We start from the raw sequence: 21,533 nt of genomic DNA, 5'->3' as shown, positions 1-21,533 counted from the left end.
TTACTTCCACCGTCAGATGCCTGATGAGGCGCGGACGGGAGAGCCTGGGGCCGTCCTCGTGACCCCGACTCGAAGGAGGTACCCGTGCGCTCGCCCACCGGCGCCGTCCCGGCGTCCGAGCCGACGCCACAGGCCGGGGCGGCATCCGTGCCCGTGCCCATGCCCGTGTCCGCGTCCGCGTCCGCGCGCCGCCGCCTGCCGCCGGCGGCGCGCAAACCACTGGTCGTCCTGCACGTCGTCGCTTCGGTGAGCTGGCTGGCGCTGATGCTCTGCCTGCTCACCCTGGCGGTGACGGCGCTGACGGCCGGGGATGCCGAGCGGCTGCGCACCGCCTACCGGGCGATGGGCCTGCTCGGCGACACGCTGATCCTGCCGCTGAGCCTGCTCACCTTCCTGAGCGGGGTGGTGCTCGGGCTCGGCACGCCCTGGGGGCTGTTCCGGTACCACTGGGTGAGCGCCAAGTTCTGGCTGACGCTCGGGGCGGTGACGGCCTCCGTCCTCGCCCTCCCCGACCGGCTGCACGACGCGGTGCGGGTGGCGGACGCGCATCCGACCGGCCCGATCACGGTGGCGGACCTCGGCTTCGTCCGCTACAACACGGTGATCGTTCCGGCGGTGGCGTTGACGCTCTACCTGGTCAGCGTGGTCCTCTCGGTGTACAAGCCCTGGGGCCGCCGCAAGGTCACGGCCGGGGGCGGAGCCGGGGCCGGCACCGGGGTCGAGCCCGCGCATCCCCGCCCGGGCCGAATACCCGGGGCGGGCGCCTGACCGGCCGGCCTTCGGTCTCGGTCTCGGCCTCGGCTCCGACCTTCGGTCTTCGCCCCGGCTCCGGCAGTCGGTGTCGGCCCCGGCCCGGCTGTTCGGGAATGCCCGTGCGGCGGGCGGGCGTTGTCCGTCGAGTGACCAGTGCCGTGCCCACGATCAGGCTCTCCGTGCTCGACCGCTCCCGGACCAGACAAGGCCAGGAGCCGGCCCAGGCACTGCGGGACACGGTGGCCTTCGCCCGGGAGGCGGAGCAGCTCGGCTACCACCGGTTCTGGGTGTCCGAGCACCACGGCGTGCCGGGGGCGGCCGGATCGGCGCCCACCGTGCTCGCCGCGGCGGTGGCGGCGGCCACCACACGGATCAGGGTCGGCACCGGCGGGGTGATGCTGCCCAACCATCAGCCGCTGGTGGTGGCCGAGCAGTTCGGGGTGCTGGCCGCGCTGTTCCCGGGGCGGATCGACATGGGGCTCGGGCGCTCGGTGGGCTTCACCGACGGTGTCCGGCGGGCGCTGGGGCGGGAGAAGGACGCCGCGGACGGCTTCGGTGCCCAGCTGGCCGAGTTGCTCGGCTACTTCGACGGCTCGCAGCAGGCGCACCGCGGAGTTCACGCCCGGCCTGCCGAGGGCCTGCACGTCCCGGCCTTCGTCCTGGCCACCGGCGAGGGCGCCGATCTGGCCGCCGAGGCCGGGCTGCCGCTGGTGGTCGCCGCCCCGCGCGGGAAGGAGCGGATGCTCGCGGCGATCGACCGCTACCGCAGCCGGTTCCGCCCCTCCGCGCAGGCCGCCGAGCCGTACGTGGTGGTCTCGGGCACGGTGGCCGTCGCCGAGACGGCCGAGCGGGCGCGTGAGCTGCTCGTTCCGGAGGCCTGGTCGGGGGCGTACTCCCGCACCCACGGGGAGTTCCCGCCACTGGCCCCCGCCGCCGAGATCCTGGCCCGGGAGATGACCGCCCGGGAGCGGGCCGCGTTCGAGCAGTCGTCCAAGGGCCACATCGTGGGCACCCCGGAGCAGGCCGCCGCCGAGCTGGCGGCGCTGGTCGAGCGCAGCGGGGCGGACGAGTTCCTGGTCACCACCAGCACCTACGACCGCACCGCGCTGCTCGACTCGTACCGGCTCCTCGCCGAAGCCGTCGGCCAGGCCTGAGCGGGGCCCGGGGCGAACCGGGGCCTCACCGGGCCCCGGCCCCCCAGACCCCGGACCCCGCTCACCCGCCACCCGACAGCCGCCCGCCGCTCAGCCCGCGTCGACCTCGCTGGTGCCGAGCCGCGCGTACACCTCGGGCCGGCGGGCCCGCAGCCGCAACGCGATCCCGACGCCGGTCAGGAACACCACCGGCACGATCGCGACCAGCGGCCAGTTGACCTCCGGTCCGGCGCCGGTGAACAGGTCGAGCCGCCACACCACCAGCCCCGTGGCCCCGCACAGCAGCACCGTGGCGGCCAGCGGCGCCACGACGGTACGGAACGCCCCGGTGCTCGCGGCGGCCGCCCGCTCGCGGCGGAAGAAGGCGAACACCGCGAGGCCCGCCAGCGCCTGGAGCACCAGGATGCCGACCACCCCGGGGGAGTTCACCCAGAGGAAGAACTGGTTGTACGGGTCCGCGCCGACCAGCGCCGCCACCCCGACGGCCGCCGCCGCCAGCACCGACTGCGCGATGCCGCCGATCCACGGCGAGCCGTGGCGCGGGTGGATCCGGCCGAGCGCGGCCGGGGCGGCCCCCTCGGCGGCCAGCGCGTAGCCGTACCGGGTGATGGTGTTGTGGAAGGCGAGCAGCGCCGCGAGCAGGCTGGTGACGATCAGCACCCGCTGCACGTCCGTCGCCCAGCCGCCGACGTAGTCGGTCATCGCGGTGAAGAACATCCCGGCCGGGTCGGCGGTGGCGGTCGCGACGGCCTCGGCGTCGCCGAAGGCCTGCACGATCATCCAGGTGACGAAGGTGTAGAAGAGGCCGAGGAAGGCGATCGCGGCGTAGGTCGCGCGCGGCACGGTCCGGTGCGGCTGCCGGGCCTCCTCGCGGTAGATCGCGGTGGCCTCGAAGCCGATGAAGGCGGCGAAGGAGAGCCCGAGCACCCCGCCCATCCCGCCGGAGAACACGTGCTCCGGGGCGAACGAGGACAGGCTCAGCCCGTGCGCCCCGCCCTTGACCAGCACCGCCACCGCGAGCACCAGCAGGATGCCGGTCTCGGCGATCAGCAGCGCCCCGAGCACCTTGGCCCCGAGGTCTATCGAGCGCAAGCCGAGGAACCAGACCACCGCGACCCCGAGCAGCGCCCAGACCGGCCAGGGCAGGTCCAGCCCGAGCAGGTCGGCGGCCGTGGTGTGGGCGAAGAACCCGAAGGCGCCGAACATGCCGATCTGGATCGCGTTGTACGAGAGCACCGCGAGCAGTGCCGCGCCCAGTCCGGCCGCCCGGCCGAGGCCGCGGGTGACATAGGCGTAGAAGGCGCCCGCGTTGCGGATGTGCGCGGTCATGGCGGTGAACCCGACCGCGAAGAGCGCCAGCACCACCCCGGTGGCCAGGTAGGCGACCGGCGCGCCGATGCCGCCGAAGGAGATCGCGAACGGCGCCACGCCGGCCATCACGGTCAGCGGCGCGGCGGCGGCCACGACGAAGAAGACGATGTCGCCGGTGCCGAGCACCCCGCGCCCCAGCCCGCCGGGCGACCCGGCCGAACCGGCCGGGTCTGGTGCGGCGGCGGATGAGGCGTTGGGAGTAGCGGAGCCGGGCGGACGGAGTGCGGAGGAGGAGGCCGCGTCGGAGGGCGGGGTCATGGGGGAGCTCTCCTGGGGTCGTACGAACGGGGGTGGGACGGTCGGCGGCGGACGGGGCGTCGGCCGCCGACCGGGGAACGAGGCACGGCCACCGTGGGGGACGGCCGGAACCAGTCGGAACCAGCCGGAACCGGTCGCGAGCCCGTCGGAGCGGGCACGCGGCCGGACGGCCGGGCGAACGGGACGCCTCAGCGGCTCTCGCGCGTGGAGCCCGCCGAGCCCGTCGAGCGGCCGCGGCCGCGGCCGCCACCGGGCGGCCCACCGTGGGTGCGCCGCCCGCCGAGCCAGGTGCCGGCCACCTCGATCGAGGCCAGCTCGCCGGCCGGCACCGCGTAGGGGTCGGTGGCCAGGTGCACCAGGTCGGCCCGCATGCCCGGCCGCAGCACACCCCACTCGGTCTCCTCGAAGGCCTGGTGCGCCACGCCCGCCGAGTACGCCGCCAGCGCCTCGGGGAGCCCGATCCGCTCCTCGGGCAGCCAGCCGCCGTCAGGCAGGCCGTCCGGGGTCTGCCGGGTGACGGCGGTGGCCAGCCCGGCCAGTGGTTCGTAGCGGGTGACCGGCCAGTCGCTGCCGAAGGAGACCCGGGCGCCGTCGCGCAGCAGGGCGGCGATCCGGTACTGCCGGGAGCCGCGCTCCTGGCCGATCCGGGGCAGGGTCAGCTCGGTCATCAGCGGGTCGGTCTGTGCCCACAGCGGCTCGAAGTTGGCGATCACGCCGAGTTCGGCGAAGCGCGGCAGGTCGTCCGGGTGGACCAGCTGGACGTGGGCGATCACCGGCCGGCGGGCGCGCGTGCCGTTGCGGCGGACGGCGGCCTCGACGGCGTCCAGCGCGATCCGCACACCGCGGTCGCCGATCGCGTGGATGTGCGGCTGGAAGCCCAGCGCGTCCACGGCGGTGACGGCGTCCGCCAGCTCGGCGCCGGTCCAGTTGGCGACGCCGTGGGAGTGCGGGCAGTCGCTGTACGGCTCCAGCAGCGCGGCCGTCCCGGACTCGATGACGCCGTCGGCGAAGAACTTGACCGCCCGCGCGGTGAGTTGCCCGCGTCCGGCGGCCTCGACCCGGTCGCGGTCGGCGGCCAGGCGGGGGAGCCGCTCGCGCCAGCCGTCCGGTTCGATCAGCAGGGCGAGCCCGGCCCGGACCGGCAGGCCCTCCCCGGCGACGGCCGCCAGCCAGGTGTCCACCTGCGCGGGCTCGACCCAGGCGTCCTGGAGCCAGGTGAGTCCGGCGGCGGCGAGCGCGGCGGTGGTCTCCCGCAGCGCGGTGACCTGTTCGGCCAACGGCGGTGGCGGGACGAGCGCGAGGACGGGGTTGAGCGCGCCGAACTCGCGCAGGGTGCCGAGCGGGCTGCCGTCCGGCCGGCGGACGATCTCGCCGCCCACCGGCTCGGGCGTGTCCGGCCCGTACCCGGCCCGGCGCAGCGCCTCGCTGTTGGCCCAGCCGGTGTGGTGGTCCATGGTGCGCAGCAGCACCGGCCGGTCCGGGACGGCGGCGTCGAGCAGCCGGGCGTCGAACAGTCCGCCCTCGGCCAGCCACGGGTCCACGGCGTCGCCGGTGATCCACTCGGCCTCTGGGTGGCGCTGCGCCCAGTCGCGGACGGCCGCCACGACCTGCTCCAGGCTGGTGCAGTCGCGGACCGGCACGCCGCGCAGGCCGATGCCGCCGAGCAGCGGGTGGACGTGGCCGTCGCCGAAGGAGGGCAGCAGGGCGCCGCCGCCGAGGTCGACGGTCTCGGTGCCTTCGTCGCGCAGGGCGAGGGCGGCGTCGCCGAGGGCGGCGATCCGCCCCGCGCTGACGGCGAGGGCGTGGGTGCGGGGGAGGGCGGGGTCACCGGTGTGGATCCGGCCGCCGCTGAAGATCGTTTCGGCACGCATGCGGGGGTGTGCGTCCTCTCCGGGGCAGGGCGGGCCGACGGGTGCGCGGCCTGCCTAACCGAATGGGGTTCGGTTACCGTAGGCGCGGCACCGGCGGGTGCGGAAGGGTTTTACTGAAAGCCGTTCAGTAACGCTTGGATAACGACGATCTTGGTCTGCCGGGGCCGACGGGCGGCTCGGCGACCCCGAAGGTGAGGAACCGGGCATGCCCAGGCCGCGCACACCCCTGCTGGACCGGCAGCGCATCGTGGACACCGCGCTCCGGCTGGTCGACGAGGCGGGGGACCTCACCATCCCCGCGCTGGCCGGTGCGCTCAAGGTGAGCCCGTCCGCGCTCTACCACCACGTGGCCGGCCGGGCCGAGATCGTCGCCCTGATGCGCGCCGAGCTGGTGCGCACGATCGGCGAGCAGTCGATGTGGGACCAGCCCTGGGACGCCGCGCTGCGCACCTGGGCGCACGCGTATCGGGACGCCTTCGCCGAACACCCCGGGATCGTCCGGCTGCTGGCTACCGCGCCGCTTGCCGAATCGTTCATGCATGAGCTGTACGAGCGGGCCGTCGCCACCCTGGAGGACGCGGGCTTCGCCGCCCAGGACGTGATGGGCCTGATCACCGCCCTGGAGAGCTTCATCCTGGGCTCGGCGCTGGACCTCGTCGCCCCGGACGTCATGGTCGACGCCGTCGACCGCGCCGCCACCCCGCGACTGGCCGGGGCCCTGGGCGCCGTCCCCGCCGGGCGCGAGCGCGCCGACCGGGCCTTCGGGCTCGGGCTCACCGCGCTGGTCGAGGGCTACCGGGCGCTGCTGGACCGACCGCTTCAGGCCGGTCCGGGCGCCCCGGCCGGGATTTCTGACCAGGCGTGATGACCTGCTAGTGTTCTTCCCGTCGAGAGGAAGTGACCTTCCGGGAAACGGATCTCGAACAGGCGTCAGCGGTGCTACCAGAGCACGCCCTACTTTCAGTAGGGAGAGTCCGTGCGATCCGGGCCTGGCGCTCCCATCGAAGGGGCTCGTTCCGTCCAGCGGAACGGGCCCCTTCGTCGTGTTCGCACCCCAAGGCCATGTCCTCTTATCGCACTTTCAGGCTCGAAACCCTCTCTCGGGGCTCGATGTCGGCCAAGGTGCCGTGCCAGGTGGCCGATGAACGGTGCCCCAACGGTCCCGGTCCACCAGTGGCGCGGCCGTCCGACCCGTTCTGATGCCACCTCAGTTCTTGGCCGGAACTGGCCTCTACTGATGTGAATATGCCATTGGAATGTTCGTCGTACGGAATCCGGCAGTAGCCTTCCGTGTCGAAGTAGCCACTGCTGGTGGTGAATCGGTCGGCGCCGTGCCCGGCCGCCCAGACCCCGCGAAGGAGCCGGTGTGCCCGGTATCGACGAATGCCTCTCCGGAGCGATGGCGATCCCCGGGGCCCGCGCCGCGAGCCTGGTCGACTGGAGCAGCGGGCTCGCCCTCGGGAGCCTCGGCGACAGCCCGACCGGAGAGCACGAGACCTCAGCCGCCGAGGCAACCGACCTGGTCCGGGCGGCCGTCGAGAGCCAGACCTTCACCGCGGCGGAGGACCGGCGGGCCCCGCTGGAGGACATCATCGTCACCGCCGGCAGCAGTTACCACCTGATCCGCTTCATCGACACCGTCTTCGACAGCAGGCTCGTCCTGCACCTCTGGCTGGACCGGGCGGAGGGCAACCTCGCCGCCGCCCGCTTCCGCCTCCAGGCGCTCACCGAGGAACTGGTGCTGGGGTGAGCGCGTGACCGCCGCAACCGGCACCGTGCCGCCGCCCCCGCTGGAAACCGCCACCCCGAGGACCCCGGGCGAGGCACTCACCCTGCTCGCCGACCGCCGCGCCACCGGTGCCCTCCACGGGCCGCTCGGCAGCCTCCACCTGGTCGACGGCCAGGTGACCGCCGCCGAATCCCCCCGGGCGCCCGGCCTGGCCGACCTGCTCACCGGCTGCGGCCGGATCACCCCCGAGGACTGGACGGAGCTGCTCCGGGTCCACGGCCCGCGCGCCACGGTCGGCGACGCGCTCGTCGAGCGGCGGCTGCTCACCCGGGGAGAGCTCGAACTCGGCCACCTGGGAACGCTGTTCGACGCCGCCTTCTTCGTCCTCGCCGACCCGGGCGGCGGCGTCTGGCGGTTCGAGGCCGACGCCAGGCACTGGCTCGGACCGGTCGCCCAGGTCGCCGCCGCCCGGATCCGCCGTGAGGTCGAGCGCCGACGCCGACTCCTCGACGGGATCTGGCCCGGGGGGCAGCTCGACACCGCGCCCGTCCGACCGGCCGTGCACGGCCGCCGGCCGTCCCATCGCCCCTCCGGCCGCCGGCGCCGCGAGCTGCTGGACCACGCCGACGGCCGCAGGACCCCGGCGGACCTGGCCCGACTGCTCGGCCGCTCCGGCTTCGGCGTGACGGCCGACGTCCGCCGACTGGCCGCCGCCGGACTGCTGGACGCGCAGCGGCCGTCCGACGTCCAGCGTCCGCCGGGCGCCTCGCGCCAAGCGGCCGCCACGCACCCGGCCGCCACGCACCCGGCCGCCACGCATCCGGCCGCCGCGCCGAAGGCGGCCCTGCTGCCCGATGATCCGTCAACATCCTCACCCGCGGCCGGAGTCGGCCCGCCAGTCGCGAGCAGACCGGCCGGAGGGCTGCACCGAAGGGTCCCCGGCGCCAGCCTGCGGGGTGCCGGACTCCCCGGCGCCCCGATCACGGCCACACCCGGATTCGCGCCCGCACCCGCCGCACCCCGCACCGGGACCCACGCCGGGTCCGAAGCCGGGAGCCACGCCACCCCCGACGCCCCCACACGCTCCGAACGCCCGCCCACCGCGGCAGCGGCCCACCCGCTGGCCGTCCCCGACCCGGACATCGCGCTGCTGACCCGGGTCCGAAACCTTCTGGAGGCCCGACTTTGACCCACTCCCCGCCCGCGACCCCGTTCTTCCGGCCATGAGGCGGGCCCTCAAACAGCGTGTCGGAAGGAGACAACTGATCGCCTTGGAGAGCGAGTTGCTCGCCGAACTGCGCGCCGTCAAACACCGCGTCCCGCACCTCGCGGGTGGGCTGGTCGCCAGCGTGGACGGCCTGTTGATCGCGCACGACACCCACGGCACCGAACCCTCCGGACTGGCCGCGATGACGGCGGCCTCGCTCTCGCTGGCCCAGCGGCTCGCCGACACCACCGGCCAGGGCGAGTTCCGCGAGTCGCTGGTGCGCGGTGAGAACGGCTACGTCGCCACGTACGCGGCCGGCGGCAGCTGCGTGCTGACCCTGCTGGCGCACCCCGATGTCAACGTCGGCCGACTGCACCTCGAGGCCCGCCGCAGCGCGCAGCGCATCGCGGGGCTGCTCAACGAAGCCCTCGTGCCCAAGGACCCGCGCGAAGCGGGCTGACCCGGGCCGACCACCGCCGCCATAACCCACCCGAACCACCCACCATCGAACGGGAGTTACCCAGATGACCGACGCAGCCGGCGCGCTCAAGCAGGCCATGACCAGCATCGAGGGCGCCATCGGCGCAGCCCTGGTGGACTACAACAGCGGCATGGCGCTGGCCACCCTCGACGGCCCCGGCGGCCTGGACCTCAACGTCGCCGCCGCCGGGAACACCGACGTGGTCCGCGCCAAGATGCGCACCATGGACATGCTCGGCCTCCAGGACGGGATCGAGGACATCCTGATCACCCTCACCAGCCAGTACCACCTGATCCGCCCGCTCACCGGCCGCACCGGCAAGGGCCTGTTCCTCTACCTCGCCCTGGACAAGTCGCGCGCCAACCTCGCGATGGCCCGCCACCAGCTGAGCCGGATCGAGGCCGATCTGGAGGTCTGACGCACCGCTCCCGGCGGGTCGGACCTCCGGACCGGACGAGACCCCGGCGGCTCAGGCACGCCGGGGTCCCCTCCGTCAGTCCTCACCCCCGGGGCGGGTCCGGCTCCACGGCCCGTCCGCGCACGAGCTCGACCGGCCCGCCCGGCCGCTCCCGGGCGGCCAGCGCGGCGGCCGTGCGGTCCCAGGAGGGGCCGGTCAGTAGGGTCCGCGCCTCGGCCGGATCGCAGAGCCGCCACTCCACCAGCTCGGCCTCCGGCAGCACGATCGAACCGAGCATCCGCTCCGTCACCGTGCCCCCGTCGTACACGTACACCAGGACGGCGGTGTCCCGGCCGGTCGCCGGGTCCGCCTTCGGGTCGGCCGCCGCACCCGGCTGCCAGTCCAGTGCCAGCAGCGGCCCCGGCTCGACCTCCCAGCCGAGTTCCTCGCGGATCTCCCGCCGGGCCGCCGCCCGGGGCATCTCCCGGTCCGCCTCGACCCCGCCGCCCGGCAGCGTCCAGTACGGGACCCGCCCGCGCGGCCCGTCCCACGGCCGCAGCCGCACCAGCAGCACCCGGCCGGCGTCGTCGGTGAACAGCGCCCGCGCCTTCGCCCGGATGCGGGGCCGGGTGGCGTAGTAGGTGTCCCGGTCCATCGGCGGCTCCGGCCGCTCCTCGGCCGACGGCGTCAGCCCGGGGGCGGCGGCCAGCCCGGCGTACGCGGGTACCGGACCGTCGGCGGGCAGCCAGCCGAGCGTGTGCCCGACCGGCCGGCTGTCCTCCATTTCCAGCGGCCAGGCCTCGCGCGGCGCCCGCAGACAGGCCGTCATCCGGCGCGACAGCCGTGGCGGCAGCGCGTGCCCGGCCTGCTCCGTCGTCAGCCAGGTCCAGCCGCCGACCTCCGCCGCGTCCGGCCGGAACGCCGCGACCTGTTCGGACGTCAGCGGCTCGGCCCAGTACAGGTACACCACGATCGGTCGGTCGCCGTCCCGCAGCAGCGCCCAGTCCACGCCGGCCAGCGGCCCCAGCCGGGGCGAGAAGCCCAACTCCTCGCGGATCTCCCGCAGCGCGGTCTCCCGGGGCGACCGGTCGGCCGGCTCCCAGCCGCCGCCCGGGATCGCCACCGGATGCTTCCGGTCGTACGGCAGCCGCACCACCAGCACCCGCCCCGCCCCGTCCGGGAACAGCACCCCCGCCGCCGCCATGACCTCCCGGCCGCCCGCACCCGCGCTCTCCACCCTGACTCCCTCCGCCGCACCCTCCCCGGACACGACCACCCGGGCCACCCCGATGGTTCCCACCCGACGGCACCCCCGACCACCACGATCGGGCGACCCGGGGTTCACGGCCGGGACACGCCCGGCCCCTCGACGCAGGCGGGCGGCTCGACGAGCAGACGGCCCGCGAAGCAGCGCAGGCCCTGGGCTCCCGGGGCGAACGCCCCCGGCTGATCCGCTGCCGCCGAAGTGGTGGGGGCCGTGGGGCCGGTGAGTTTCTGCCCCTGCCGCGCTCCTCACCCCAGGGAGGCGAGCGCCTGTGCCGCCGCCCGGGCCATCTGCTCGTCGTGTCGCCCGCTTCCGCCGCGCAGGCGGGCGGCGCCTTCGGTGGCCGCGAGGGCGAGGAGGCCCGGCAGGAGGTCGGTGCTGCGGGCGGCGAGCCAGCGGGTGCCCCGGGTGGCCATCCACCAGAGGTCGGCGGCCAGGGTCGGTGGGGGTTCGGCGGGTGCGGCGGCCGGGGGTGGGCCGAGGGGGTGGCCGGCCTCGGTGAGCAGGTCGTGGAACCGTCGGGCGATCAGGTGGTGGCCCTCGGCGCTGGGGTGCAGGCGGTCCACGCTCAGCAGCCGTCGTTCCGTCAGCCAGGGCAGTTCGGCGATGTGCAGGTGCACCGCCCGGTGGCGTTCGGTGAGGGCGTGCACCACGGTGTTGACCGCCCGCATCCGGCGTGCCAGCGGGCGGGCGAGTGGCGCGGGGAGCCGGAGCAGGCTGCCCGGGTCGGGGAGGCAGGCGGTCAGCAACCTGGCCCCGTAGCCGGAGAGTTCACCCATCGTGGCGTCCAGTTCCAGGGTGGCGCGCCGGATGTCGAAGCCGGTGCGCAGGGTGTCGTTGCCGCCGACCACCACCGCCGTGAGCTGGGGCCGCTGCGCGATCGCCTCCGGTAGTTGACGTGCCGTCAGGTCCGTGGTGAGCGCCCCGCTGTACGCCAGGTTGGTGAACTCGACGCTCCGCCCCTCGGGCGCCAGCGAGTCGGCCAGCACGGCGGCCCAGCCGCGCCAGCCCTCGCCGACCTGGTCGCCGACCCCCTCCGTGAGCGAGTCCCCGAGTGCGACGAAGCGCAGCGGCTCGCCCGCCGCAGGGTGCTCCCGCGCCGTCCGGTCACGCCCGGCTTCCAGCATGCTCATCCCGACCCCCGTCCACCGCTTCGTCGTCGCGTACGCCGTGCGCCGCCAGGAACGCCGCCACCGCCGCCGGCCAGCCGTACCGCTCGGCCTGCGCCCGGGCGGCGGCCCGCCGCAGTTCCTCCGGCCGGTCCAGCAACTGCCTTACGGCGGAGGCGAATCCACTGCCGGTGTCGACGGCCGCCACCCCGGCGAGCCCGACGAGGCCGGGCAGTGCGGAGGAGCGACTGACCGCCACCGGGGTCCCGCAGGCCAGCGCTTCCATCGCGGCCAGCCCGAAGGTCTCCACCGGCCCGGGGGCGAGCACCACGTCCGCGCAGCCCAGCAGCCGGGCCAGCTCCGCGCGTCCGCCGAGGTGCCCGAGGAAGCGCACCGGCAGCCGTAGCCGGGCGGCCCGGTCCGCCAGTTGCTCCCGCAGCGGGCCGGTGCCGGCCACCACCAGGACGGCGGGCCGCCGTCCGGCCCGCAGGGCGGCCAGGGTGTCGATCGCCCGTTCGGGCCGCTTCTCCGCCGAGAGTCGCGAGCAGAGCACCAGCAGGGTCTCGTCCGGCGCGGCGTACCGTGCCCGCTCGGCCGCCCGTGCGGCCGGCGGCGGTGGTCGCAGCGCGTCCAGGTCCACTCCCAGCGGGGCCCGGACCAGGTTCGGGGTGCCCAGCCGCCGGAACTCCGCCGCCGCCCAGTCGGTGGTGCAGAGCACCGAGTCGTAGGCGCGGGCGGTGGCCGCGTTGAGCCGGTCGGCCGCGGCGTCCGCCAGTGGGCCGGGCAGGCCCCGGGTGCGCAGCACTCCGGCGGCGCTCTCGTGCGAGACCATCATCGAGCGCACCCCGTGCCGCCGCGCCCAGGCGCCGGTCCAGCGCAGCGTGGTGCGGTCCGACACCTCCAGCCGGTCGGGGGAGAACCTGGTCAGCTCGGCGGCCACCGCCCGCCGGTCGGTGAGCAGCCGGTAGCCGCCGCTGGCCGGCAGTACCGGGCCGGGCAGGGTGACCACCACGCCCTGCTCGGTCTCCTCCTCGGAGCGCCGCTCCCCGGGGACGATCAGTACCGGGCGGTGCCCGGCTGCCCGGTACCCGGCACCCAGGTGGCGCAGCGCGGTGCGCAGGCCGCCGGAGACCGGGGTGACGAAGTTGGCGAGCCGGACGATCGTCAGGGCCTCACCCGCGCTCGGCGCCGCGCCGACCTCCGACGCCCGGCCGACCGCCGGCGTCGCACCGTGGGGAGCGGTCGGCGCCCCGTCGTCGGAAGCGGTCGGCGTCTCGCGGCCGGTTCCGGAGGTCATGCCGGCAGCTCCTCCGGCAGGACGGGCGCCACCGGCTCGGCCGGCGCGGCGGCGGCCGCCGGCAGCGGCAGCCCGCGGTGCTCCGCCAGCACCTCGGCGTAGTGCCGCAGCAGCAGGTCTCCGACCGCCTCCCAGGTGCGGGCGGTCACCTCGGCCCGCCCGGCCTGCCCGTACGCGGCCCTCCGCGCCGGGTCGGCGGCCAGCTCGGCGACCGCCCGGGCCACCGCCGTGCCGTCCCGGGGCGGCACCAGCAGGCCGGTGCGGTGGTGGGCGACGAGGTCCAGTGGCCCGCCCGCCGCGGGGCCGATCACGGGCACGCCGCTGGCCATCGCCTCCTGGATGGTCTGGCAGAAGGTCTCCAGCGGGCCGGTGTGCACGAAGACGTCGAGGGTCGCGAAGCAGCGCGCCAGCTCGTCACCGGTGCGGCGGCCGAGGAACACGGTGCCGGGCATCGAGGCCTTCAGGCCGGGCGCCGAGGGGCCGTCCCCGACGACCACCACCCGGACGCCGGGCAGCGCCGAGGCGGCGGCCAGCAGGTCGACCCGCTTCTCCGGCGCCAGCCGTCCGACGTACCCGACGAGCACCTCCCCGCCCGGTGCCAGCGCCCGGTGCAGCGCCTCGTCCCGGTGCCGGGGGTGGAACCGCGCCGAGTCCACTCCGCGCGGCCACACCTGCACCCGGGGCACCCCGTGCGCGGTGAGGTCCTGGGCGGCGGGGGTGGAGGGTGCCAGGGTGCGGGCCGCGGCGCGGTGCACGGCCCGGATCCGCCGCCAGGCGGCGGCCTCGCCGAGGCCCCGCCCGGCCCGGTAGGCGTGGGCGTACCCGGCCAGGTCGGTCTGGTAGACGGCCACGGCGGGCACCCCGAGCCGTGCCGCGACCTGCATCCCGCGCGCGCCGAGCACGAAGGGGCTGGCCAGGTGGACGATGTCGGGCCGGTGCCCGGCGACGGCGGCCGCCAGCTGCCGGCTGGGCAGTGCGATCCGCACCTGCGGGTACCCCGGCAGCGGCACCGACGGGATGCGCACCACGGGAATCTCCCCGGCCGAGTGCCCGCCGCCGAAGGTTTCCGGCGGGCACTCGGCGCCCCGTGCCGGGGCGGGGGTGACGACGAGGGGCCGGTGGCCCCGGCGGACCAGGTGCTCGGCCGTCCGCAGCACGCTGTGGGCGACTCCGTTGACCTCGGGCGGGAAGGATTCGGTGACGATGACGACGCGCATGCCGATGTTCTGTCCGCGTCCGGCGTGCACCCGGCCAAAGGGATCTGTCGTGGAGGCGAACGCGGGTCGGCGATTTGCACCACCGACCCGCGTCCTCGGAAGTCCGGCCCGTCACACCGATCCGGCGGTCTCCTTGAGCTCCGCGTACGGCGCGAGCTTGCGGATCGACTCGATGCTCTTGAGGCAGTCGTCCTTGCTCTCCTTCGGGTCGCCGGTCACCACGATCGCCCCGTTGCTCGCCTTGAGCCGGAACCGGTGCATGCCGCCCTCGTCCACGAACAGCTCGAATTTGCCAGCCATGTTCAGAATCAGCCTTCCGCTCGGATGACCCCCTGGCACTGCACCGTAGGGTCAAATCCCTTGCGCGGCACGTCAGATGATCCATCCGAGTGCACACAGCGGCGGCCCGGAACGGGTGCCGGCCCGGGCGGACGGGGCAGGCGGACGGGGCGGGCCGCGCTCAGCTCCGTCCGGTGGCCAGCCCGGTGATGGTGGCGGTCAGGATGCGGGTGAGCCGGGGTTCGACCTCGATGACGGCGTGGGCCAGCCGGGGGTCGGAGCGGTAGAGGGCGGCGACCTCGCTGCCCGGGTTCGCGATCTGCCACATGGCCCCGGCCAGCGAGACGGCGGTGGCGACCAGGTCGACGACGTCCTGCTCGTCCAGGGCGGGCAGCTGGGCTCGGACGGCCGCGCTGATCGGCACGCGGGCGGCGAGCGTGGCGAGTTTGAAGTCGCGTACGGCGTCGAGCGAGACGTTGCGTTCGAGGTTGAGCGGTGCGTGGGCGAGCAGGTCGCAGAACATCCCGCGGGCTGCGAGGGTGGAGGCGAACGCCCCGGCCACGGCGGCCGGGCCGGGTTCCGTGGTTTTCCGCAGCCGTGCGGTGAGGGCGTCCGACCACTCGGCCCAGCCTTCGGCGGTCAGCCGCAGGAAGATCTCCTCGCGGGTCTCGAAGTACCGCAGCAGCGCCGACTTGTGCATCCCGACGGCCGCGGCGATGTCGGTCAGGGTGATGTCCCTGATGCCCTGCTCGCGGCCGAGCGACCGCGCCGCCGCCAGGATCGCGGCCTCGCGCCGGCGCTTGGCCTCGGGAGAGCGCGCCCGCTGGAACTCCGATGCTTCATCCACTCACCCATGGTAGGGCAACGCTGTTGCCGTATTAGCGCAACGCTGTTGCACTAATAACGCAACGGTGTTTTACTAGCGGCATGGAGCAGAACACGGAGCAGGGCACGGAACAGGCGTGGTTCATCACCGGCAGCTCGCGCGGCTTCGGCCGCGCCCTCGTCCGCGCCGCGCTGGAAGCCGGCGACCGGGTGGCGGCGACCGCCCGCAAGCCCGAGCAGCTCGCTGATCTCGTCGAGGAGTTCGGCGACCGGATCCACCCGATCGCGCTGGACGTCACCGACCCGGCGGCGGCCCGCGCGGCCATCGCCGAGGCGCGGGCCGCCTTCGGCCGGATCGACGTGCTGGTGAACAACGCCGGCTACGCCAACGTCTCGCCGATCGAGACCACCGAGGACGCGGACTTCCGCGCCCAGTTCGAGACCAACTTCTGGGGCGTCTACCACGTCACGAAGGCCGCGCTCCCGCTGCTGCGCGAGCAGAAGGGCGGGCTGGTCGTGCAGTTCTCCTCGGTGGGCGGGCGGGTCGGCGGCTCGCCGGGCATCGCCTCGTACCAGGCCGCGAAGTTCGCCATCGACGGGTTCAGCCGGGTGCTGCGCACCGAGACCGCGCCGTTCGGCGTGCGGGTGCTGGTGGTCGAACCCAGCGGCTTCCGCACCGACTGGGCCGGCTCCTCGATGGTCGTCCACGACGTCCCGGAGGCCTACGAGGAGACGGTCGGCGCCATGAACCGGCGGCTGCGGCAGGGCGGCGCCGGCGCCGCGGGTGACCCGGTGCGCGCCGCCGAGATCCTGGTGCGGGTGGCCAAGCGCCGCGACATCCCGCACCACCTGCCGCTCGGGGTGAACGCGGCCGAGGGCTCGATCGCCATGGACCGACAGCTCCTGGCGGAGGACACCAGGTGGCGCGAGGTGGCCCGCTCGGCCGACTTCGCCGAGGCCTACCCGGTCGCCTTCCCGCCGGACTCGACCGACTGACCGGTTCGACGGTCGACCGGCCCGGGGCCGGCTGCCCCGAGCACCGGTCGACCGGTCCGACGCGCACGGCACCGCGACCCGGCGCGGGGTGAGCGCCGGGCCGCGGTGGTTGCCGGGTTCAGCAGTTGTCGAGGATGCCGGTGAGCGCGGTCTTCTCGGCGCTGTCCACGCTGAGGCCGTAGTACTGCTTCACCTGCACCCAGGCGCGGGCGTAGGTGCAGCGGTAGGAGGCCTGGGGGAGCCACTCGGCCGGGTCGCGGTCACCCTTGGAGCGGTTGCTGCTGGCGGAGACCAGCAGCAGCTGGGGGCGGGTGACGTCGTTGGCGAAGGCCTGGCGCTGCGCGGTGGTCCAGGACCAGGCGCCGGAGGCCCAGGCCTCGGAGAGCGGCACCAGGTGGTCGACGTCGAAGGAGGAGGCGTTGGTGGTGGTCGCGCCGTCGTACGGCGAGGACCAGTTGCCGCTGGTGGACTTGCAGGAGGTGTCGGTGGCGACGTTGCTGCCGTCCCGCTTGACGACCCACTCGCGGGTGTCGCAGGTGCCGCTGATGGTGATCCAGGTCGGGAACAGCGTGCGGTCGTAGGTGTCCCCGTGGGTCTCCGCGGTGGCGGGCATCGCGGCGAGGTAACTGCGGGCGGTGGCGGCGGAGATCGGGGTCGGCAGGGCGGCCTGGGCGGGGGTGCCGGCCGTGACCACGGTCACGGCGGCGAGGGCGGCGGCGGCCGGTATGACGGACAGGAACCGGCGCGCGGGTGCGGTGGGGGCCATGGCGGACGCTCCATCATCAGATCGGATGAACTGCTGAATTGCGTGCGCCAGTGTGGCGATCCCGTCACCTACGCGGGTAGATCGGGGAAGTGAAATCCTCGTGGATATTGGACGCGCACCGGACAAGTCCGGTGCGCGTCACGGTGGTTCATGTTGATGTGTCCGGTTTTCCGGCCGCTGCCAAGGTGCGGCCGGGCGTTCAGTCGCGGCGGCGGCCCGCCATCCAGACGTAGACCAGGACGCCCGCGAACAGGAACAGGACACCCTGGTAGACGGCGGCGTAGCCGGCTCCGGCGACGAGCCAGAGCGAGAAGCCGAAGGCGCCCAGGCCGAGGACGGCGTCCCGCACCAGCCGTCCGCGGTCGACCCGCTCGCCGGCCCCGCGCACCAGCCAGTACAGCTGGGCGGCGGTGGAGAGCAGGTACGGCACGGTGGCGGTGAAGGTGGTGACCAGCACCAGGATCTCGAAGGCGCCCTTCGCGCCGCTGGCGAAGTTGATCACGGTCAGGGCCGAGGCCAGGGAGACGCCGACCACCACACCGAAGGTCGGCACCCCGCGCCGCTCCTTGCCGAAGGCGGCGGGGAACAGGCCGTCCTTGGCGGCCGCGTACGGGGCCTGGGCGGAGAGCAGGGTCCAGCCGTTCAGGGCGCCGGCCATCGACACCAGCGCGGCGACCGCGATCACCGTGCCGCCCCAGGTACCGCCGAACATGGCGTCCACGGCGTCCGAGAACGGCGCGCTGGAGTGGACGAGTTGCTCGTGCGCGACGGTGCCGAACACCGCGACCGTGCCGAGCAGGTACACCGCCGCCGCACCGGTGGTGCCGAGCACGCTGGCCCGGCCGACGTTGCGCTCCGGGTCACGGACCTGGCCGGCGCTCATCGCGGCCGACTCCACGCCCAGGTAGCTGAAGAGCAGGATCGCCGCGGCGGCGGACATGCCGCCCGCCCAGCCGTGGCCGGTGGCGTCGAAGGGACCGAGGTTCTTCGGGTCGAAGAAGAACAGGCCGCCGATCGAGACCAGCACCAGCGGGATGAACTTCAGCACGGTGGAGACGAGTTGGACCGCCCCGACGTAACGGGTGCCGGCCAGGTTGGCCAGCGCCGGCAGCCACTGGAAGGCCAGCGCGGCGGTGATCTCCAGCGGGATGGAGTGGTGGAGCGGCAGCAGAACGTCCAGGTACCCGACGGCGGCCACGGCCAGCGCGGCGTTGCTGACCCAGGTGGTGATCCAGTACGACCAGGCGGACAGGAAGCCGGCGAAGTCCCCGAAGGCCTCGCGGGCGTAGACGTACGGTCCGCCGGTGCGCGGACTGCGGCGGGCCAGCTGCCCGAAGACCAGCGCCAGCGCGATCGCGCCGACGGTGAGCACCGCGAAGGCGAGCAGGCTGACCGTCCCGAACGGGGCCACGGCGGCCGGGATCATGAAGATGCCGCCGCCGATGATGTTGCCCATCACCAGGGCGGTGGCGGTCGCCAGCCCGAAGCGGCGGCTGTTCTTCTGGGGCGTCGGGCCCGGGGACGCGGAGCCGACCGGCCCCGGGGTCTCCGGAACGCTCGGTCGAGCCGCCTGCGGGGGTGCGGCGGGACTGGTCTGCATGAGGGTGGTGCGCCTTTCGTGGTCCTGCTCGCTCCCGGTGGAGCGCCGTGGAGCGACTTTTCATGCTCGGATGAGGCTGGACCGTGCGCCAAATCGCCGGGATTTGTTCAGTTCGCCCGGTCCGTCACCGCAAGACTTGCGGTCGCGGGGCGCCCGGACGGGCACTCGTCCGGGCGCCCTCCGGCAGGCCGTTCGATCGGATTCACGGATGTACGCCCGGATTCGTCCGGTGTGCGCCCGGGTTCGCCCGGCCGGGGGAGTTGCCTCACCCGAATGCCTCAGCCCGGTTGCGGCGCGTGCCCTGAGGTGCGGGTTCGTGTGCAAGCGTGGGCCCGGCGCCTCCCCGGTGGGGCGTCGCCCGGTCCGTCGGGCGGCCGGTCCGGCCGGTCGGGGGCACGGGTCCGAGGACCAGAGACGAACCAAAAGGACATCAGATGTCGCTTCGTGGGAAGATCCGCAAGCTCGCCGTGATCGTCGCCGTGGCCGGTGCCGTGGTGGCGGTCCCGACCTCGGCCATGGCGGGGGGCTTCGCTCCGACGCAGTCGGAGGGACAGAGCCTGGAGTCCGGCAGCGCGGGCGTCGGCCTGTTCGGCCCGCACGCCACCTGGTTCAACTTCGCCGAGCACGGCGAGAGCGACTGCGGCTGCTGATCTCCTCAGCTCCCCGAGCCCGGAGGCCGTCCGTCGGCCTCCGGGCTCACGGCTGTCCGGCCGCGGCCCTGCGGCCAGACGGTGGCTGGTCCGGCCAGGCGGTCTCAGGCGCGGACCGCCGCCCGGTCCCGCAGCTCCTTCAGCACCGCGATGTCCATCGCGTGCCCGGTGCCGTCCCCGCCGTGCTTGCGGTCCGGGGTCTCCACCACCAGCGGCACCCCGGCCGTCTCCGGGTGCTCGAACAGCTCGCGGAACGGCTCGGCACCGATCATCCCGGCCCCGATGTTGGCATGCCGGTCCTTGCGGGCGCCGACGACGTCCTCGGAGTCGTTGGCGTGGATCAGCCGCAGCCGGCCGGGCCCGGCCGCGGCGGCCAGCGCGTCCAGCGCGGCCGTCACCCCGCCGGGCTTCGCCAGGTCGTGCCCGGCGGCGAAGGCGTGGCAGGTGTCCAGGCAAACTCCCACCTTGGGGTGGTGGTCCAGCGCCTCCACGTACTCGGCCAGCTCCTCCAGCCGCGAGCAGAGCGAGCTGCCCTGGCCCGCCGTCGGCTCCAGCAGCAGCCAGGGCGCGTCCTCGCCGAGCTTGTCCAGCTCCTCCAGCAACGGCCGGACGTCCGCCCGGACCTGCGCCATCGCCTCGGCCCGGCGCGAGCCGCCGCCGGGCGCGGTGCCGACCGCCGAGCCCGTGTGCAGGACGACGCCGAGCGCGCCGATGGCGTGGCCGCGGCGCAGCGAGTGCCACAGGGAGTCGGCCGAGCGCTCCCGGGTGGCCGGGTTGTCCGAGCCGAAGTTGATCAGGTACGGGGCGTGCACCCAGGCCGGGACGCCCTGTTCGGCGCAGGCGGTGCGGAACTCCTCGTCCTGGGCCGGGTTGCCCGGGGGAGTGGCCCAGCCTCGCGGGTTGGCCACGAACACCTGCACCGTCTCCGCGCCGACCCGGTCCGCGTACGCCAGTCCTGTGCCCGCCAGCCCGCGACCGGCCACCGGGACGTGGGCGCCGATCGGGTTGCGGAGGGCGGCGACGGAGGGTACGGACGGCACGGGCACGGTGGTCATGGCCCCGAGCATGTCACGCGCCCGGACGCGGTCGTCGGGCGGGCCAGGTCAGGGGCCCGGAGGCCGGGCGCCCGGCGAACCGGAGAAACGATCCGCTGTCCCCGATCGAGTGAATCCGGCCCGGAAACACCTGCGCGCCGGGGTCTTCGGGGCCGACGGCGCCCGGCACCGCCGGATGCGCGGCCTGGTGCACCCCGCCTTCACGGCCGGCGCCGTGGAGCGGCTGCGGCCCAGGATCGAACGTCTCGCCGCGGAGTACGCCCGGGCGCTGCCCGAGCACGCCGGCCCGGACGGCGTGGTCGACCTGGTCGCGCACTTCGCCTACCCGCTGCCCGTCGCGGTGATCTGCGAGCTGCTCGGCATCCCCGAGGCGGACCGCCCGCAGTGGCGCCGCTGGAGCTCCTACCTCGGCCGGGGTGCCGGGCCCGGCCTGGACGAGGCGCTGCGCGCCATGGTGGCCGCCGCCCGGGAGTTGGTCGAGCGCCGCCGGCCGACGGCCTGGTCTTCCGGCTGGCCGCCGCCGAGGGCGACACCCTCGCCCCGGTGGAGACCGTCTCGCTGATCCTCAACCTGATCGTGGCCGGCCACGAGACCACCGCCACCCTGATCGGCGACGGCACGGCCGCGCTGCTCGCCCACCCGGAACAGCGGGAGCTGGTCCGGGCCGACCCGGGCCTGCTGCCCGCCGCCGTCGACGAGCTGATGCGCTGGTGCGGCCCGACGATCGGCGGGGTGCCGCGCTACGCGACGCAGGACCTCATCCTGGCGGGCACCCCGGTCCGCAAGGGCGAGGCGGTGATGCCGATCCTGGCGGGGGCCAACCACGACCCGCGGGCCTATGCCGAGCCGGAGCGCCTGGACGTCTGCCGGGCGGGCGGGCCGGACCGCGCCGGGCACCACGAGGCTCACCTGGGCTTCGGCCACGGCACCCACCGCTGCCTGGGCGCGGTGCTGGCGCACCAGGAGGCGGTGGTCGCCTTCGGCACGCTGCTGCGGACGTACCCGGAGCTGGCGCTCGCCGTCGGGCCGGAGGCCGTCGAGCGCGGACCGAACCCGGCCGCCTGGCACCTCGCCGCGCTGCCCGTCCGCCTCGGGCCGCAGGCCGCGACCTGACACACGCGACATAGCCGGCGCACCCGACGCGCCCGACGCGCCCGACCGCCACCCGCGGTCGGGCGCGTCGCCCCATCCCCCACCCAAGATCCACCCAAGGCTCACACCAAGGCGCCTCCCGTCGCCCACCCCCCGTCGCCC

At 74.9% G+C, this 21,533-nt stretch carries 22 protein-coding genes; 11 read left to right on the top strand and 11 right to left on the bottom strand.

What is annotated here, in order from left to right; all coding sequences use genetic code 11:
• Positions 1–84: 84 nt before the first annotated feature.
• Together ACWDBE_RS03010 and ACWDBE_RS03005 are read left to right on the top strand one after the other, a co-directional pair.
• Entirely contained in the window at positions 85–768 is a 684-nt protein-coding gene (locus tag ACWDBE_RS03010) for a DUF2269 domain-containing protein (RefSeq protein ID WP_449807050.1), read from the top strand.
• A 131-nt stretch (positions 769–899) separates the two neighbouring features.
• Entirely contained in the window at positions 900–1,907 is a 1,008-nt protein-coding gene (locus ACWDBE_RS03005) for an LLM class flavin-dependent oxidoreductase (RefSeq protein ID WP_449787540.1), read from the top strand.
• Between the two features lie 90 nt (positions 1,908–1,997).
• On the opposite strand, the gene ACWDBE_RS03000 is transcribed toward ACWDBE_RS03005, so the two are convergent.
• Both ACWDBE_RS03000 and ACWDBE_RS02995 read right to left on the bottom strand, forming a co-directional pair.
• Complete coding sequence (locus ACWDBE_RS03000; RefSeq protein WP_449807049.1) at positions 1,998–3,536, bottom strand: APC family permease; 1,539 nt, start codon at positions 3,534–3,536, stop codon at positions 1,998–2,000.
• Positions 3,537–3,724: 188 nt separating this feature from the next.
• Positions 3,725–5,407, bottom strand: coding sequence for an amidohydrolase (locus ACWDBE_RS02995; RefSeq protein WP_449807048.1), 1,683 nt, complete (start codon positions 5,405–5,407; stop codon positions 3,725–3,727).
• Between the two features lie 205 nt (positions 5,408–5,612).
• On the opposite strand from ACWDBE_RS02995, the gene ACWDBE_RS02990 reads away from it, so the two are divergent.
• The 5 genes from ACWDBE_RS02990 (at position 5,613) to ACWDBE_RS02970 (ending at position 9,242) form a co-directional block, all read left to right on the top strand.
• Positions 5,613–6,272 carry a TetR/AcrR family transcriptional regulator gene (locus tag ACWDBE_RS02990; RefSeq protein WP_449807047.1) on the top strand — a complete coding sequence of 220 codons (660 nt, stop codon included), beginning with the start codon at positions 5,613–5,615 and terminating at the stop codon, positions 6,270–6,272.
• A gap of 501 nt (positions 6,273–6,773) precedes the next feature.
• On the top strand, positions 6,774–7,157 hold the full coding sequence (locus ACWDBE_RS02985) for a hypothetical protein (protein WP_449787536.1): 384 nt from the start codon (positions 6,774–6,776) through the stop codon (positions 7,155–7,157).
• A 4-nt stretch (positions 7,158–7,161) separates the two neighbouring features.
• On the top strand, positions 7,162–8,325 hold the full coding sequence (locus ACWDBE_RS02980) for a hypothetical protein (RefSeq protein WP_449807046.1): 1,164 nt from the start codon (positions 7,162–7,164) through the stop codon (positions 8,323–8,325).
• An 82-nt stretch (positions 8,326–8,407) separates the two neighbouring features.
• Positions 8,408–8,803: a roadblock/LC7 domain-containing protein gene (locus ACWDBE_RS02975; RefSeq protein WP_449787534.1), complete on the top strand. Its 396-nt coding sequence runs from the start codon at positions 8,408–8,410 to the stop codon at positions 8,801–8,803.
• Positions 8,804–8,867: 64 nt separating this feature from the next.
• Positions 8,868–9,242 (top strand): hypothetical protein, encoded by a 375-nt coding sequence (locus tag ACWDBE_RS02970; protein ID WP_449787533.1) that lies wholly within the window; start codon positions 8,868–8,870, stop codon positions 9,240–9,242.
• A gap of 82 nt (positions 9,243–9,324) precedes the next feature.
• Here ACWDBE_RS02970 and ACWDBE_RS02965 read toward each other — a convergent pair whose 3' ends face one another.
• The 6 genes from ACWDBE_RS02965 to ACWDBE_RS02940 form a co-directional block, all read right to left on the bottom strand.
• Positions 9,325–10,521 carry an NUDIX domain-containing protein gene (locus tag ACWDBE_RS02965; RefSeq protein WP_449807045.1) on the bottom strand — a complete coding sequence of 399 codons (1,197 nt, stop codon included), beginning with the start codon at positions 10,519–10,521 and terminating at the stop codon, positions 9,325–9,327.
• 212 nt (positions 10,522–10,733) lie between these two features.
• Positions 10,734–11,618, bottom strand: a complete 885-nt coding sequence (locus ACWDBE_RS02960) for an SGNH/GDSL hydrolase family protein (protein ID WP_449807044.1) — start codon at positions 11,616–11,618, stop codon at positions 10,734–10,736.
• Positions 11,593–12,891: a glycosyltransferase gene (locus ACWDBE_RS02955; RefSeq protein ID WP_449807043.1), complete on the bottom strand. Its 1,299-nt coding sequence runs from the start codon at positions 12,889–12,891 to the stop codon at positions 11,593–11,595. Before ACWDBE_RS02955 ends, ACWDBE_RS02960 begins: the two co-directional genes overlap by 26 nt.
• Positions 12,888–14,108, bottom strand: coding sequence for a glycosyltransferase family 4 protein (locus ACWDBE_RS02950; RefSeq protein WP_449787529.1), 1,221 nt, complete (start codon positions 14,106–14,108; stop codon positions 12,888–12,890). The genes ACWDBE_RS02955 and ACWDBE_RS02950 overlap by 4 nt, the downstream gene beginning before the upstream one ends.
• A 111-nt stretch (positions 14,109–14,219) precedes the next feature.
• Entirely contained in the window at positions 14,220–14,408 is a 189-nt protein-coding gene (locus tag ACWDBE_RS02945) for a YegP family protein (protein WP_449787528.1), read from the bottom strand.
• Between the two features lie 160 nt (positions 14,409–14,568).
• On the bottom strand, positions 14,569–15,234 hold the full coding sequence (locus ACWDBE_RS02940) for a TetR family transcriptional regulator (protein WP_449807042.1): 666 nt from the start codon (positions 15,232–15,234) through the stop codon (positions 14,569–14,571).
• 80 nt (positions 15,235–15,314) lie between these two features.
• Between ACWDBE_RS02940 and ACWDBE_RS02935 the strand changes: the two genes are divergently transcribed.
• Complete coding sequence (locus tag ACWDBE_RS02935; RefSeq protein WP_449787526.1) at positions 15,315–16,208, top strand: SDR family NAD(P)-dependent oxidoreductase; 894 nt, start codon at positions 15,315–15,317, stop codon at positions 16,206–16,208.
• A gap of 118 nt (positions 16,209–16,326) precedes the next feature.
• Here the strand turns inward: ACWDBE_RS02935 and ACWDBE_RS02930 are convergent, their stop codons facing one another.
• On the bottom strand, positions 16,327–16,974 hold the full coding sequence (locus ACWDBE_RS02930; RefSeq protein WP_449787525.1) for an HNH endonuclease family protein: 648 nt from the start codon (positions 16,972–16,974) through the stop codon (positions 16,327–16,329).
• A gap of 199 nt (positions 16,975–17,173) precedes the next feature.
• On the bottom strand, positions 17,174–18,574 hold the full coding sequence (locus tag ACWDBE_RS02925; RefSeq protein ID WP_449787524.1) for an amino acid permease: 1,401 nt from the start codon (positions 18,572–18,574) through the stop codon (positions 17,174–17,176).
• A gap of 434 nt (positions 18,575–19,008) precedes the next feature.
• Here ACWDBE_RS02925 and ACWDBE_RS02920 point away from each other — a divergent pair, with 434 nt between their 5' ends.
• Complete coding sequence (locus ACWDBE_RS02920; protein WP_049652123.1) at positions 19,009–19,224, top strand: hypothetical protein; 216 nt, start codon at positions 19,009–19,011, stop codon at positions 19,222–19,224.
• Positions 19,225–19,328: 104 nt separating this feature from the next.
• Here ACWDBE_RS02920 and ACWDBE_RS02915 read toward each other — a convergent pair whose 3' ends face one another.
• Complete coding sequence (locus ACWDBE_RS02915) at positions 19,329–20,279, bottom strand: deoxyribonuclease IV (protein ID WP_449787523.1); 951 nt, start codon at positions 20,277–20,279, stop codon at positions 19,329–19,331.
• Between the two features lie 109 nt (positions 20,280–20,388).
• Here ACWDBE_RS02915 and ACWDBE_RS02910 point away from each other — a divergent pair, with 109 nt between their 5' ends.
• Entirely contained in the window at positions 20,389–20,841 is a 453-nt protein-coding gene (locus ACWDBE_RS02910; RefSeq protein WP_449807041.1) for a hypothetical protein, read from the top strand.
• The gene (locus tag ACWDBE_RS02905; RefSeq protein WP_449807040.1) at positions 20,823–21,392 is read left to right on the top strand and encodes a cytochrome P450; all 570 of its coding nucleotides are present in this window, start codon (positions 20,823–20,825) and stop codon (positions 21,390–21,392) included. Before ACWDBE_RS02910 ends, ACWDBE_RS02905 begins: the two co-directional genes overlap by 19 nt.
• The last annotated feature ends 141 nt before the right edge of the window (positions 21,393–21,533 follow it).

The organism is Kitasatospora sp. NPDC001132 (assembly GCF_053598415.1).
The sequence above is the reverse complement of the archived record's forward strand: the minus strand, read 5'-3'. Positions and strand labels throughout refer to the sequence as shown.

What these genes read in the sequence shown, in the direction of transcription:
- ACWDBE_RS03000 (WP_449807049.1), bottom strand. Translation starts at nt 3,536, where the DNA reads ATGACCCCGCCCTCCGACGCGGCCTCCTCCTCCGCACTCCGTCCGCCC.
- ACWDBE_RS02995 (WP_449807048.1), bottom strand. Translation starts at nt 5,407, where the DNA reads ATGCGTGCCGAAACGATCTTCAGCGGCGGCCGGATCCACACCGGTGAC.
- ACWDBE_RS02990 (WP_449807047.1), top strand. Translation starts at nt 5,613, where the DNA reads ATGCCCAGGCCGCGCACACCCCTGCTGGACCGGCAGCGCATCGTGGAC.
- ACWDBE_RS02970 (WP_449787533.1), top strand. Translation starts at nt 8,868, where the DNA reads ATGACCGACGCAGCCGGCGCGCTCAAGCAGGCCATGACCAGCATCGAG.
- ACWDBE_RS02960 (WP_449807044.1), bottom strand. Translation starts at nt 11,618, where the DNA reads ATGAGCATGCTGGAAGCCGGGCGTGACCGGACGGCGCGGGAGCACCCT.
- ACWDBE_RS02955 (WP_449807043.1), bottom strand. Translation starts at nt 12,891, where the DNA reads ATGACCTCCGGAACCGGCCGCGAGACGCCGACCGCTTCCGACGACGGG.
- ACWDBE_RS02950 (WP_449787529.1), bottom strand. Translation starts at nt 14,108, where the DNA reads ATGCGCGTCGTCATCGTCACCGAATCCTTCCCGCCCGAGGTCAACGGA.
- ACWDBE_RS02945 (WP_449787528.1), bottom strand. Translation starts at nt 14,408, where the DNA reads ATGGCTGGCAAATTCGAGCTGTTCGTGGACGAGGGCGGCATGCACCGG.
- ACWDBE_RS02935 (WP_449787526.1), top strand. Translation starts at nt 15,315, where the DNA reads ATGGAGCAGAACACGGAGCAGGGCACGGAACAGGCGTGGTTCATCACC.
- ACWDBE_RS02930 (WP_449787525.1), bottom strand. Translation starts at nt 16,974, where the DNA reads ATGGCCCCCACCGCACCCGCGCGCCGGTTCCTGTCCGTCATACCGGCC.
- ACWDBE_RS02925 (WP_449787524.1), bottom strand. Translation starts at nt 18,574, where the DNA reads ATGCAGACCAGTCCCGCCGCACCCCCGCAGGCGGCTCGACCGAGCGTT.
- ACWDBE_RS02920 (WP_049652123.1), top strand. Translation starts at nt 19,009, where the DNA reads ATGTCGCTTCGTGGGAAGATCCGCAAGCTCGCCGTGATCGTCGCCGTG.
- ACWDBE_RS02915 (WP_449787523.1), bottom strand. Translation starts at nt 20,279, where the DNA reads ATGACCACCGTGCCCGTGCCGTCCGTACCCTCCGTCGCCGCCCTCCGC.